Annotated in this window: 12 protein-coding genes; 2 read left to right on the top strand and 10 right to left on the bottom strand. The window is 66.1% G+C overall.

Annotated features, from left to right (window positions below):
* Positions 1–18 precede the first annotated feature (18 nt).
* Positions 19–1,005, bottom strand: coding sequence for an NADH-quinone oxidoreductase subunit NuoH (nuoH, locus tag AmiPiv_RS09090; protein ID WP_340037059.1), 987 nt, complete (start codon positions 1,003–1,005; stop codon positions 19–21).
* Positions 1,006–1,417: 412 nt separating this feature from the next.
* Between nuoH and AmiPiv_RS09095 the strand changes: the two genes are divergently transcribed.
* A complete protein-coding gene (locus AmiPiv_RS09095) occupies positions 1,418–2,329 on the top strand; it encodes a DUF427 domain-containing protein (RefSeq protein WP_340037060.1) in 912 nt (303 codons plus the stop codon).
* A gap of 19 nt (positions 2,330–2,348) precedes the next feature.
* Here AmiPiv_RS09095 and AmiPiv_RS09100 read toward each other — a convergent pair whose 3' ends face one another.
* The 9 genes from AmiPiv_RS09100 to AmiPiv_RS09140 all read right to left on the bottom strand — a co-directional run bounded on the left by AmiPiv_RS09100 (position 2,349) and on the right by AmiPiv_RS09140 (position 12,018).
* On the bottom strand, positions 2,349–3,377 hold the full coding sequence (locus tag AmiPiv_RS09100; RefSeq protein WP_340037062.1) for a trans-3-hydroxy-L-proline dehydratase: 1,029 nt from the start codon (positions 3,375–3,377) through the stop codon (positions 2,349–2,351).
* A gap of 59 nt (positions 3,378–3,436) precedes the next feature.
* Positions 3,437–5,128, bottom strand: coding sequence for a cis-3-hydroxy-L-proline dehydratase (gene lhpI, locus AmiPiv_RS09105; protein WP_340037063.1), 1,692 nt, complete (start codon positions 5,126–5,128; stop codon positions 3,437–3,439).
* On the bottom strand, positions 5,125–6,126 hold the full coding sequence (locus tag AmiPiv_RS09110; protein WP_340037064.1) for a 4-hydroxyproline epimerase: 1,002 nt from the start codon (positions 6,124–6,126) through the stop codon (positions 5,125–5,127). The genes lhpI and AmiPiv_RS09110 overlap by 4 nt, the downstream gene beginning before the upstream one ends.
* A gap of 14 nt (positions 6,127–6,140) precedes the next feature.
* Positions 6,141–7,388 (bottom strand): NAD(P)/FAD-dependent oxidoreductase, encoded by a 1,248-nt coding sequence (locus AmiPiv_RS09115; RefSeq protein ID WP_340037065.1) that lies wholly within the window; start codon positions 7,386–7,388, stop codon positions 6,141–6,143.
* A 4-nt stretch (positions 7,389–7,392) separates the two neighbouring features.
* Positions 7,393–8,115 carry an amino acid ABC transporter ATP-binding protein gene (locus tag AmiPiv_RS09120; RefSeq protein ID WP_340037067.1) on the bottom strand — a complete coding sequence of 241 codons (723 nt, stop codon included), beginning with the start codon at positions 8,113–8,115 and terminating at the stop codon, positions 7,393–7,395.
* Positions 8,108–8,761, bottom strand: coding sequence for an amino acid ABC transporter permease (locus AmiPiv_RS09125; protein ID WP_340037068.1), 654 nt, complete (start codon positions 8,759–8,761; stop codon positions 8,108–8,110). Before AmiPiv_RS09125 ends, AmiPiv_RS09120 begins: the two co-directional genes overlap by 8 nt.
* 14 nt (positions 8,762–8,775) lie before the next feature.
* Positions 8,776–9,441: an amino acid ABC transporter permease gene (locus AmiPiv_RS09130; protein ID WP_340037069.1), complete on the bottom strand. Its 666-nt coding sequence runs from the start codon at positions 9,439–9,441 to the stop codon at positions 8,776–8,778.
* Positions 9,442–9,511: 70 nt separating this feature from the next.
* Positions 9,512–10,318, bottom strand: coding sequence for an ABC transporter substrate-binding protein (locus AmiPiv_RS09135; RefSeq protein ID WP_340037070.1), 807 nt, complete (start codon positions 10,316–10,318; stop codon positions 9,512–9,514).
* Positions 10,319–10,500: 182 nt separating this feature from the next.
* The gene (locus AmiPiv_RS09140; protein ID WP_340037071.1) at positions 10,501–12,018 is read right to left on the bottom strand and encodes an aldehyde dehydrogenase (NADP(+)); all 1,518 of its coding nucleotides are present in this window, start codon (positions 12,016–12,018) and stop codon (positions 10,501–10,503) included.
* A 150-nt stretch (positions 12,019–12,168) separates the two neighbouring features.
* Between AmiPiv_RS09140 and AmiPiv_RS09145 the strand changes: the two genes are divergently transcribed.
* The gene (locus AmiPiv_RS09145; RefSeq protein WP_340037072.1) at positions 12,169–13,206 is read left to right on the top strand and encodes an Ldh family oxidoreductase; all 1,038 of its coding nucleotides are present in this window, start codon (positions 12,169–12,171) and stop codon (positions 13,204–13,206) included.
* Positions 13,207–13,403: the final 197 nt, after the last annotated feature.

Consider the following 13,403-nt stretch of genomic DNA (forward strand, 5'->3'; position numbering starts at 1 on the left):
CCATGGAACACCATGGCCCTAGATGAAGGCAACACCAGTCACGATTATGTTCGCCAGCGAGAGCGGAAGCAAGACTTTCCACCCGATTGCCATCAACTGATCGTAGCGATAGCGCGGCAAAGTGAAACGCAGCCAGATGAACAGGTAGACGAAGAACGCCACCTTGATCAGGAACCAGAGCAGCGGCGGCAGCGGGATCAGCACGCCGTTCCAGCCGCCGAAGAACAGCACCACCGAGAGCACCGAGATCAACAGCATGATGGCGTATTCGCTGACCATGAAGAAAGCGAAGCGGATGCCGCTGTATTCTGTGTGGAACCCGGCACCCAGGTCGCCTTCCGCTTCCGCCAGGTCGAAGGGGATGCGCTGCGCCTCGGCAAGGCCCGCAACGAAGAAGACGAAGAAGCCGATCGGCTGGTAGACGATGTTCCAGACATCGGCCTGGGCGCGCACGATGTCGAGCAGGCTCATCGACTGCGCCAGCATGACGACGCCGATGACCGCAAAGCCCATGGGGATCTCGTAGCTGATCATCTGGGCACAGGTCCTGAGGCTGCCGAGCACGGCGTATTTGCTGTTTGCGGCCCAGCCGCCGAAGATGACGCCGTAGACCTCGATGCCGATCACCGCCAGGATGAAAAGCAGCGCCACGTTCATGTTCGAGGCATAGAGCGTGATCTCGGTGCCGAGCACCGAAACGCTTTCGCCGAAGGGAATTGCGACGAACACCACGAATGGCGGAGCAAGGGCGAGGATCGGCGCCAGCTTGAACAGCAGCCGGTCGGCGTCGGTCGGGATGTGGTCCTCCTTCGCCAGAAGCTTGACCCCGTCCGCGAGCGGCTGCAGCAGGCCGTGCCAGCCCACCCGCATCGGCCCCATCCGCTGCTGCATGTGCCCGGCGATCTTGCGTTCGAGCCAGGTCAGGGGCAACGGCAGCAAAAGCAGCGCCGCGATCAGGAATGCGACCTTGAGTGCGATGAGGCCCAGCGCGAGGAAAAGATCCATTCGGCGGCACCATGAGGCGACAAGGTGTGCCGCAGCCGATTCTCCTGCCCCGGCCAGGCACCTGACGTTTTCAAGCCGCGCGGACACCTCAACCCGCCGGGCTCCAAGCTCTGTGCGATGGTATCACAGCCGGGCCGGGATGTCCCCGGACTGCCGCGCCTTGTGCCAACCGCAGAGAGGCGGGCCGTTGCCGCAACGCCGGAATCTCCGGGTGCCAGCCTGCTGCGTCTGCGCTGAGGATAGTGGTAGGCGATGCCGCTATTTCGGAAGAAGCAGCCTTCGTGTCGAAGGATCATGCGGTCGGACGGCGCCGCGTCGGACCGGACAATCCCAGGTCGTCCGATCGCGCGCCGCGAAATTCCTCACGGGGCTCTCGGGACATGCCCCCGTTCGAAATGAAGGAGACCGAAGGATGCGCCAGCAACATCTCAGGGGCCGCGGCCCGCATATTCCGCCACTCGACAGTGTCGTTCAGTTCGAATTCGAGCCGGGATATGTGCTGTTTCCCGTAGCGGTTCAAAAGCGCCTGCGCGTGGAAGCCGGCGGCGCCGTGATCGCCGACACGGTCCGCGGCGTGCTTCTCTATGAATCGGACCACCTGCCCGTCTATTATTTTCCGATCGAAGACATACGCACCGATCTGATGGCCGAAAGTGGTCAGGTTGCTCGCGATCCTTTCAAGGGAACCGCCACCTACTATTCCCTTCAGACACCGGCGGGCAGGATCGAAAACCTGATGTGGCGCTACGACGGATCGGTGGCAGGGTGCCCGGATCTCTCCGGTTACGCCAGCTTCGACTGGCCGAAGGCGGATCGCTGGCTCGAGGAGGATGAAGAGATATTCGTCCATCCCCGCGATCCGTTTCGCCGCGTCGATATCCTGCCGTCCAGCCGGCACGTCCAGATCTATCTCGGAGGCGGCATGGTTGCCGAGACGCGTCGCGCGCACCTCCTGTTCGAGACGGGGCTGCCGACACGCTACTACCTGCCGATCGAGGATGTGCTGCCTGGCATTCTGCAGCCGAGCGGAACGGTCAGCCGCTGTCCCTACAAAGGCTTGACGAATTACTACAACGTCATGCTGGAGGGCAGGCTCTATCCCGACCTTGTCTGGTACTATCCCGAGCCGGTTTACGAAGCGGGCCGCATTCGCGGTCTCGTTTCGTTTGCGAACGAACTCGTCGACAAGATTGTCGTTGATGGGCAAGAGCAGCCGCGACCCGTCACCGCGCTGTCGGTTTCCGCAGGCATGGGCGGAAGCGATCGCCAGCCTGCGTCGGCAAGCCCAGTGACGCCGACTGCAGAACTCGTTGCGGATCTCTAGACCAGCAGCTGGTGCGACATCAGCGGGCACCCCAGGTGTCTGTGAGGCGGTAGCCTTCCGGCCAGGGGTCGGACGGGTCGAGCATGTGCTGGTGGGTGCCGGTGATCCAGGCGCGGCCGGAAATCTCGGGCAGGATCGCCGGCTGGCCACCGACCGCGGTCGTGCCGGCGATGCGGCCGGTGAAGGTTGAGCCGATCACGGAGACGGCGGTCAGGCTGTCTTCCAGTCCCATCTGGCCGCGGGCGTGCAGCACCGCCATGCGCGCCGAAAGCGCCGTGCCCGTCGGAGAGCGGTCGACCTTGCCGGGCTGGATCGCAACTGCCGCGCCGGCGCGCAGGCCTTCGGCTGTGCGTTCCACCGGACCGGCGAACAGGCAGAAGGAAAAATGCTTCCAGTCGGGGTTTTCGGGGTGGTGGAAGCCGAGCGCGGCGTTGGCGGCGTTGGTGATCTTCACGCCAAGCTTCGCGATGTCATGCGCCTCGTCGGCCTTGAGGCCGAAGCCGAGCGCCGCAGCATCGACGATGACGAAGCTGTCGCCGCCATAGGCGGTGTCGATGGTGAGCGTGCCCAGCCCCTCGACCTCGAGCTTGGCGTCGAGACGCTCGGCGAAGCTCGGCAGGTTGCGCACATAGATGCGCTCGGCCTTGCCGTTGCGGCATTCAGCGCGCACGCGGACCAGCCCGCCTGGGGCCTCGAGCGTGATCTCGGTCACCGGCTCCTGCATCGGCAGGATGCCGCTGTCGAGCAGCACGGTCGACACGCAGATCGAGTTCGAGCCCGACATCGGCGGGGTGTCTTCGGGCTCCATGATGATGAAGGCGGCGTCGGCCTCCGGATGCTTGGGCGGCACCAGAAGGTTGACATGCCGGAAGACGCCGCCGCGCGGCTCGTTGAGCACGAAGTTGCGCAGCGTGTTGTCGCGGGCGATCCAGCGGCTCTGTTCCCAGATCGTGTCGCCCGGCGGGGGGGTCACGCCGCCGACGATGACGTCGCCGACCTCACCCTCGGCATGGGCCGAAATCACGTGGATGGTCTTGGTGCTGCGCATATTACCTCCTCAGGGCAATTCCTGGGGAGCGTCTTTCGCCAGGAATTGCGTAAAGCATTCTAGGAAAGCCAGTCCGGCAGCCGCTCGGGCACATAGCCGGTCAGCGCCGCCGTGACGCAATCGGCAAGGTTGCCGAAGCGCACCGCGCGGCCCGACAGGCCGGGACCGTAATGGGCGTACTTGCCAGAATTGGTCATCACCGCCCGCGTCCGCGTCGGAAACACGGGCTCCGAGATCGAGCACCAGCAGAGGTCGGGCAAGACCTGCACGCCGCTCGCTTCGAGCTTCGCCAGCGTGCCGTCGGCACGGGCGTCGGAGATCACCTGGTTGCCGGCGGTGACGATGACGGCGACATCCGCCTTGCGGCCGCGACCGGCGAGAACCTCGGCCAGCATGCGGCATTCGTCGAGCGAGGCATGCGGGCTGCCGATCGCGACCAGCTCCACCTCTTCCGGACCGGCATTCAGCGTCTGCCATGCAGCAAGCATGTCCGCCCGCGTGATCGCCGCGAGATCAGCATCATCGGTAGCGGCACCCTCGGCTTCCGATGTCACGCCCTCGATATGCAGCATCGGTGCCGCAGACGTCGTGCCGTAGGCCGCGCACAGCGCCTTGAGATCGTCGCGCGACGGCTTGGCGGCAGCGAGCCCGCGCAGCAACGGGATGCGGTCGGGTGCGGCCTTGCCGGCGAGATAGCCGATGAGCGGCCAGAAGGCGTCGTCCACCGCTGCGGGCAGTTCGACGTCGATGACGCGGCGGGCCTTGCGGTGCATGTCGAGATAGACACCCGACAGCGGCGCGCGGCCAGTCACCGCGATGCAGAGATCGAGGAAATCGGGATGCTTCGCCGTCCGCGCGCCAAGCACGGTGTTGGCGAAGATGACGGCGTTGGATTCGGCCCAGGCGATGGCCTCGCCCCTGCCCGGCGCGCTGTCGAGCAGATAGGGCGAGCAGGTGAAGGTCGGCTTGCAGCCCATGCGCACATAGGCCTCCGCCAGCCGTGCGGCCGGATCGCCGAAATCGTGCGGGACGCCCTGCGCCTGCCAGTTGGCGCGGTCGACGGAGATGGCGTTCATCGTCGTCGGCACGCGGACGCGCGCGCCCATCTCGGCCATCTTCTCGGCGAAGGTCAGGTTGGCGGGGCTGGCATAGATGCAGCCGTCGATATGGGCCTGCGTCACATCCACCAGCCCGCGCGCGCCCTGCTGTGCCGCCATCGCCACGATGATGCGCATCGCCTGCTGAACGGCCACGCCGTCGCGGCCGTCGAGCATGGCGCGATCAGCGTCGGTGAGTTCGAGCTCCGAGGTTGCCGGCGGGCTGACCGGCAGCAAAAGGCCGTCCGCCTCGATCGTCGTGTCGGTGATCCGCGCCGACTTGGCCCGCGACAGCGCTTCATAGGCCTCCGGCGCCAAGCGCAGGACGGGCAGAGGCCTGCCGAACAGCTCGGAAGCAATCAGCGCGCCGAGCGTCAGCACGTCCTCGGCCTCGGAGAACACCAGCGCTGCCGGCGCGCGGCCGGTCAAGACCAGGTCGAGCAGCACGCCCGAGCCGGTGCAGGAGCCGCGGCTCGACGGCATCATCAGGATCGCGCCGGTGAGGCAGGTGCCGTGCAGAGGGTGGTGTACGTCGATGACGCTGCCGGTGGCGGGGCTGACCCCGCCCCAGAAGCTCAGCGCCTCGCCGGAGGCTATGACTGGCCCGTTGGCCGAGCCGCCGAGAATGCTGCGCGCCGGCACTTGTCCGCTCATTTCACGACGAAGCCGTGCGCGAAGGGATCGCGGTCGTCGATGAAGATGGTGTTGATGCCGGTCTGGCGGGCCCAGCCGGCGATAGAGGGGATGATGGCGTCGCGACCGGCCACCTTGGCGGCTGCCTCGACGCGGCCCTTGAAGATCGAGCCGATGATCGATTCATGCCAGAATTCGTCGCCGACCTTCAGCTTGCCCTTGGCGGCCAGCTGCGCCATGCGCGCAGAGGTGCCGGTGCCGCAGGGCGAGCGGTCGATGGCCTTTTCGCCGTAGAACACCGCGTTGCGGGCATGCGCGCCCTCGACCGTCGGCTTGCCGGTCCACTGGATGTGGCTCAGGCCCTGGATCGCCGGGTGCTCGGGGTGGACGAACTCGTACTTGGCGTTGAGGGCGGCGCGCAGCTTCGGGCTCCAGCCCACCAGCTCGCCAGCGGTATGATCGGCCATGTCGCGGAAATTCTTCTGCGGCTCGACGATGGCGTAGAAATTGCCGCCATAGGCGACGTCGACGACGATCTCGCCCAGGCCCTCGACCTCGGCCGTCAGGCCCTCGGCATAGAGGAAGCCCGGCACGTTAGTGAGGCGCACTTCCTCGACGAAGCGGCCTTCCTGGCGATAGGTGATGTCGACCTTGCCGGCGGGCGCGTCGATCGACAGCTTGCCCGGCTCGCGCGGGGTGATCAGGCCGTTTTCGATCGCCATGGTGATGGTGCCGATGGTGCCGTGGCCGCACATCGGCAGGCAGCCCGAGGTCTCGATGAACAGCACCGCGACGTCGCAGTCGGGGCGCGTCGGCGGATAGAGGATCGAGCCCGACATCATGTCGTGGCCGCGCGGCTCATACATCAGGCCGGTGCGGATCCAGTCGAACTCGCGCAGGAAATGCGCGCGCTTTTCCAGCATATTGGCGCCCTCGAGGCGAGGGCCGCCGCCCGAGACGAGGCGCACGGGATTGCCGCAGGTATGTCCGTCGAGACACGAGAAGGTATGGTTGGCCATGGTCGAGACCCCTGTCAGAATCTTTGAGGCGAGAAGGATGCGATATCGATGGCGGGCGTCTTGCCGGTCAGGAGATCGGCGACGATCCGTGCAGTGCCCACCGATTGGGTCAGGCCGAGATGGCCATGGCCGAATGCGTAGACGACGCGCCGGGTCGCGCGTGCCGTGCCGATGGCCGGCAGGCTGTCGGGCAGCGATGGGCGGAAGCCCATCCATTGAACGCCGCCACCCGGCTTGAGGCCGGGCAGGAAGGCCTGCGCTCTCTTCAGCATGGCTTCGGAACGGCGGAAATTCGGCGCGAGCTTCAGCCCGCCGAGTTCGACCGCACCGCCGACGCGGATGCCGGTCGAAAGCCGCGTGACGACGAAGCCGTGGCCGCCGAAGGTCACCTGCGTGCGCAGGTCGAAGGCATCGGATGGCAGCGTGGTGTTGTAGCCGCGCTCGGTCTCGAGCGGGATGTTCTCGCCCAATGTCTTCGCGATCCGATGCGAGAAGGCGCCGGCCGACAGCACGACCTTGCTGGCGCGGCGGACGCTGCCGTCCGCCGTCACGATCTCGACACCGTCACCGACCGGTCGAAGTGCGGTCACCTCGGCGCGCTCGATCGTTCCGCCCGAGTTACGGAAATGCTCGGCCAATTCGAGTGTGTAGAGCCTGGGATCGGAGATCGAGAACCAGCCGGGCGTGAACGTGCCATGGGTGAAGCGCTGGGCGAGACCTGGCTGGATCTCGGCCATCTCCCTGGCATTGAGATGATGTAGCTCGATGCCGTGCTCTTCGCGCGCCTGCCAGCCGGGCAGGGCCGCCTTCAGTTCGGCTTCGCCCTCATAGACCTGCAGGTTGCCTTCCTTGCGCAGCATCGGCGCCGTGCCGGTCTGGCGCAGGAAGGGCTCGAGTTCGGCCTTCGACAGGTCCATCAGCGCCGTCTGGGCCTTGGTCGAATGGGCGACGCGTTTGGGCGAGCAGGCCCGCCAGAAGCGGAACATCCACGGCGCGATCTGCATGGCATAGGCCGGCGGCACCGACAGCGGCCCGAGCGGATCGAGCAGCCACTTCGGCGCCTTCTTGAGGATGCCGGGCGACGCCAGCGGCAGGATGTCGGTGAAGGCGAAGGCTCCGGCATTGCCGGCCGAGGCTCCGGCGGCCGGCCCCTCGCGGTCGAGCACCGTGACCTTCAGGCCGCGTGCCTGCGCGGCAATCGCCGCCGAGAGGCCGACGACCCCGGCCCCGATGACGATGACATCGGCCTGCTCTTCCATCATGCCCTCAATGCGTTGCGGCCAGGAACTTCTTGGTCTCGGGGTGCTCCGGCGCGTCGAACAGCTGTTCCGGTGGCGCGATCTCGGCCATCACGCCCTGGTGGAAGAAGGCCACGCGGTCGGAGACCTCGCGCGCGAACTTCATCTCGTGCGTCACGCATATCATCGTCATGCCTTCGGAGGCGAGCATGCGCAGCGTGTCCAGCACCTCGCCCACCAGCATCGGGTCGAGCGCCGAGGTCACCTCGTCGAACAGCATGTATTCGGGCGACATGGCGAGTGCGCGGGCGATTGCCATGCGCTGCTGCTGGCCGCCCGACATGCGGTTCGGATAGACGGAGAGCTTCTCGGCGAGGCCAACATGGGTCAGCTGCTTCACCGCGATTGCCTCGGCCTTCTCCTTGGTCAGGCCAAGCACCTTGCGCGGCGCCAGCATGACGTTCTCCAGCACGGTCAGGTGCGGGAAGGCATTCCACTGCTGGAAGACGATGCCGACCTTCTGGCGCAGCTTGTTGAGGTCGGTGCCCTTGGCGTGGACGTCGGTGCCGTCGATCACGACGCGGCCGGCTGCGATCGACTCCAGGCCGTTGATGCAGGTGAGCAGCGTCGACTTGCCCGAACCGGAACCGCCGATGACGGTGACGACCTCGCCCTTCTGGACGGTGAGGTCGATGCCCTTGAGGACTTCCAGCTGGCCGAAGGATTTGCGGACGTTTTCGATCTCAATCATTGGGGGACCACCGTTTCTCGAGATACCCGCCAAGTCGGGCGATGGGAAGGCTGATGATGAAGTAGATGGCGCCGCAGATGAGCAGGATGAACAGCGGCTCCTGCAGGCGGGTGACGAGGATCTGCGAGGCGCGCAAAAGCTCGATCAGCCCGAGCCAGAGCACGAGTGCCGAGTCCTTCATGACGCCGAGCGTCAGGCCGATCCACGACGGCAGCGACACGCGGACGGCGAGCGGCGCCACGATGTAGCGCATGTCCTGGAACCAACTCATGCCGAGCGAACGGGCGGCACGGCGCGTGTTGGTTGGCACCGAGTCTATGCCGCCGCGCACGATCTCGGTGCAGTAGGCAGCCGTGTAGAGCGACAGCACCACGCAGGAGGTGGTGAACGGCGCCCAGCCCAGCTTCATGATGGCCTGCAGGGCATTGCCCAGCACCAGCTGGATCAGCAGCGGCACCGAGCGGAACACGTCGAGCAGGAAGGTGAGCGGTGCCGCCCAGTAGGGGCCGAACTGGAAGCGGATGACGCCGAACAGGATGCCGAGAACGGTGCCGGCGGCGACGGATACGGCGGTGACGGCAAGCGTCATCCCCGCGCCTTGCGCAAGGAAGGCGAGGTCGCTCCAGGAGAGGGCAGTGTTGAACATGTCTCTCACCCGTCTCAGTAGCGGAACATGCGCGAGGCGAAGGCCCGCGCGGCCAGCGTCACGACCTTGGCGATGACGTAGTAGATCACCGCTGCGAGCGCGAAGAATTCGAAGGTGCGGAAGGAGCGCGCATTTAGCTCCTGGGTGACGCCGGCGAGATCGGTGTTCATGCCGACGGTGACGCCCAGCGAGGTCATCAGGATCGCCCAGACCATCTGGTTGGTGGCCGGCAGGAAGGCGACGCGCAGCATCTGTGGCATCACGATCAGCCGAAAGGCCTGCAGCGAGGTCATGCCGAGCGAGCGCCCGGCGCGTGTCTGGGTCTCGGGGATGGCCTTCAGCGCACCGCGGAAATTCTCTGCCAGGTAGCCCGCATTGTTAAAGGCGATGCCGACCAGGAGTGCCGTGAACGGGCTCAGGTAGATGCCGAAATTGCCGAGGCCGAAATGGGCCATGTAAATCTGGAACAGTGCCGGCGTGTTGCGCGCCACCTCGACCCAGGCGGTGGCGAAGCCGCCGAGCAGGCGGTTGCCGGACAACCGGAACAGGGTGAGGGCGATCGCAAGGGCCATGCCGATGGCCATCGACAGCACCGCGATCTGCAGCGTGACCAGTGCGCCGTCGAGCATCTGCGGCAGTGCCTTGAGCGCCTGGTTCCATTGGAAGGTGTAGTTGAACATTGCCGTCTCGCCTTTCGGAAAGGATCAACGGCGCGAGGTGTTACCTCGCGCCGCCAAAGAAACGGTCAGATCAGCGGTAGACGCCGTTCACCGCAAGCGACGGCACCTCGCCGCCGACCCACTTCTCGTAGAGTTCCTTGTAACGGCCGGTGCGAACCTGCTGGTTGATGAACAGGTTCAGGTAGTTGACGAGGCCGTATTCCTCGCGGTTGGTGAACAGCGCGACGTAGTCGATGTCGAACGGCGCCTTGCCGACAACCGAGATGCCGGGGAACTTGCCGGTCTTCACGTTGGCCTGGGCAACGGTCGAGGTCGACACGGTGGCGTCGAGCTGGCCCTGGCTCAGAGCCAGGAACACGTCGGCCTGCGTCTGGTACGGGCGGAATTCGCCTGCACCCCATTCCTTGACCTGCTTTTCGAGAGCGATGGCCTCATAGGTGCCGGCGGTGGCGCCCACGACCTTGCCCTTCATGTCCTCGAACGACTTGATGCCGGTCTTGTCGTTGGAGGTCACGGCCATCTCGAAGGCGAAGTAGGGAACCGTCATGCCGACGGTCTTGGCGCGCTCCAGCGTGTCGGAGGTCGAGGCGACGCCGACGTCGACGCGGCCTGACATCAGCGCCGGAATGCGCTCGGGGAAGGGTGTCTCGACGATCTCGGCGGTGACGCCGAGCGCCTTGGCCAGATCGTTGCAGTAGTCGACGTCAAAGCCGATCGGGTTGTTGCTTTCGTCGCGCGAGCCCATCGGCGGGAAGTCGAGCACGACGGCGCAGCGCAGCGTGCCGGAAGCGATGATGTCGTCCAGCTTGTCGGCGTGAGCCTGGCCGGTCAGTGCGGTGGCGGCCATGAGGCCGAAGGCGAGAACCGAAATCTTCATTGTCACACTCTCTCCCTGAGTAGGTCTGTCGGTTGACGGCGGCGCACTATTCCGCGTCCGAGATCGTAAATCAATTCAAAAATACAAGTCGTATACAAAAAGTATATGGCATGTCGCCTTTTTGGCGCTGGACGGACCGCGCCTCCCGCAAGGGAAGGCCCGGTCCAGGGGGACAAATCCGATCAGCCCTGGAAGTCCTCGGGCAGCAGGCCTTCCGGCATATTCTGGTAGGACACCGGACGCAGGAAGCGGCGGATCGACATGGTGCCGACGCTGGTCGCGCCGAAATTGGTCGAGGCCGGATAGGGCCCGCCATGGACCATGGAATCGACCACCTCGACACCGGTCGGGAAGCCGTTGACCAGGACGCGGCCGGCCTTGCGCTCGAGCACCGGGCGCAGACGGCGAGCCGCCTCGAGGTCGCCGGCATCCATGTGGATAGTGGCGGTCAGCTGGCCGTCGAAGCCGCGCGCGATCTGCTCCATCTCGTCGACCGAGCCGACCCGAACGACGAGACCGAGCGGCCCGAACACCTCCTCGCCGAGCAAGTGGTCGGACACGAACTGCGCGCCCGTCGTCTCGAACAGGTTCGGGGTAGCGCTGCGGCCCGACGCTTCGGTCGTCAGCAGCGGCTTCACCGTGTTGCGGGTGGCAAAGCGCGCGGCACCCTCATGATAGGCCTTGGCGATGCCGTCGGTCAGCATGGTCTGCGGGCCGACCTTGGCAAGTGCTGCGGTCGCGGCACCGACGAAGCGGTCGGCGTCAGCACCGTCGATCACCACGGCGATGCCGGGATTGGTACAGAACTGGCCGGCACCCATGGTCAGCGAGCCAGCCCAGCCCTGGCCCAGCGCCTCGGCGCGCGCCTTGAGCGCCTCGGGCATCATCATCATCGGGTTGACCGAACCGAGTTCGCCGAAGAACGGGATCGGCTCCGGACGCTGCGCGCAGAGATCGAACAGCGCGCGGCCGCCGGCCAGCGAGCCGGTGAAGCCGACGGCCTTGATGAGCGGATGCTGCACGAGGGCGTGGCCGACCTCGCGGCTGCCGCCCTGGATCAGCGAGAACACGCCCGGATGCACGCCCGTCCGGGCAATTGCGGCTGCAATCGCCTCGGCGACGATCTCGCCGGTGCCGGGATGGGCCGAATGGCCCTTCACCACCACCGGGCAACCCGCGGCAAGCGCTGCGGCCGTGTCACCGCCGGCAGTCGAAAAGGCGAGCGGGAAGTTGGAGGCGCCGAACACGGCAACCGGACCCACCGGCCGCTGGATCAGCCTGATCTCCGGACGCGGCGCCGGCTGGCGATCGGGAAGGGCCGCGTCGAGACGGCGGTCGAGATGGTCCCCCTTCTCGATGTGGTCGGCAAACAGGCGGAGCTGCCCGGTGGTGCGGCCGCGTTCGCCCTGCAGGCGCGTTTCGGGCAGGCCGGTTTCCTGGCTGCCGATCTCGGTGATCTCGGCGGCGCGCGCCTCGATCTCATCGGCGATGGCGCGCAGGAACGCCGCGCGCTCGCCGCGCGTCGAGTAGCCAAAGCTCCAGAACGCGTCCTCGGCAGCCTCGCAGGCGCGGTTGACCAGCTCCACCGTGCCGGCGGCGAACTGATGCACCGGACCGTGGGCCGGGGTGCTGGCAAAGGTGCCCGACCCGTCGAGCCATTCGCCCGCGACGAGGTGTTTTCCTTTGGGGGTGAAGGCCATACGACGTTCCTTTCTGGATAGTCCGCGTGTCGTCGGCGACGATCGGCACGCAGTCGAATTGCGCTTGTCGAATATTTGTATACTCTATGTATGCAAAAATTCAACCGCATCGCCCGTCCGTCGGGCAACGCCATGGATGAGAGAGACAAGATGAGTGAGACCACCGCCCTGCCGATCGGAGCGCTGCACGAGCGCGTCGAGGCGATCTTCCGTAAGGCGGGGTTGAATGCCGTCCAGTCGGGCGCGCTTGCCCGGGTGATCGTCGCCGGCGAGCGCGACGCTTGCAAGTCGCATGGCATCTACCGCATCGAAGGCACGCTGCGCACGGTCAAGGCCGGCAAGGTCAGGCCCGACGCCGAGCCGGAGCTCGTGGAGCAGGAGGGCTCGGCAATCGTCAGGGTCAACGCCAGGAGCGGCTTCGCCAACCCGGCCTTCGAACTCGGTCTGCCGGCACTCGTCGAACGCGCCCGCACCTTCGGCCTCGCAGCACTGGTCATCAACGACTGCACTCACTTCTCGGCCCTGTGGCCAGAGGTCGAGGCGATCACCGAACAGGGTCTCGCCGGTCTCGTGATGTGCCCGAGCTATGCCTCGGTGGCGCCCGCAGGCGGCAACAAGCCGCTGCTCGGCACCAACCCCTTCGCCTTTGGCTGGCCGCGCCAGGGCAAGTCGCCCTATGTCTTCGATTTCGCCACTTCGGTCGCCGCCCGCGGCGAGATCGAGCTGCACCGCCGCGCCGGCAAGCCGCTGCCGGAAGGCTGGGCCATCGACGCCGACGGCAATGCCACCACCGATCCGACCGCAGCACTCGCCGGTGCCATGCTGCCCTTCGGCGGCCACAAGGGTTCGGCCATCGGCACGATGATCGAGCTGCTCGCCGGCATCATGATCGGTGACCTCACCAGCCCCGAAGTGCTCGACTATCTCGGTACCACCACGCTGGCGCCGCCGCATGGCGAGCTCATCCTCGCCTTCTCGCCCAAAGCATTCGCTGCCGGCCGCCCCGGCGATCCCTTCGCCCGCGCCGAAACGCTGTTCGAGGCCATCGCCGGCCAAGGCGCCCGCCTGCCGTCGCAGCGCCGCTACGTCGCCCGCGCCAAATCAGAGGCCGAAGGCATCGTGCTCAATGCCGCCGAGATGGAGCAGCTCGACCGTCTTCTGGCACTGGGGCTCGACGCCGTCTCGTAAGAGGATCGAGTGCCTCGCTCCGTTCGGCAGCCCTCCGAGGAAGCGCAAGGCCTGCGGACGCGCTTCCTCTCCCCGTCGATCGCGGGAGAGGTGGTTTGCGCAGCAAGCTGAGCGGGGGTCGACGCTGCCACCCGAATCCCAACGAAAATGAAAAAGGCCCTCCCGATCGCCCGGGAGGGCCTTCTTGCATTCAGGGA

The organism is Aminobacter sp. Piv2-1 (assembly GCF_037625995.1).
Classification (GTDB): Bacteria; Pseudomonadota; Alphaproteobacteria; order Rhizobiales; family Rhizobiaceae; genus Aminobacter.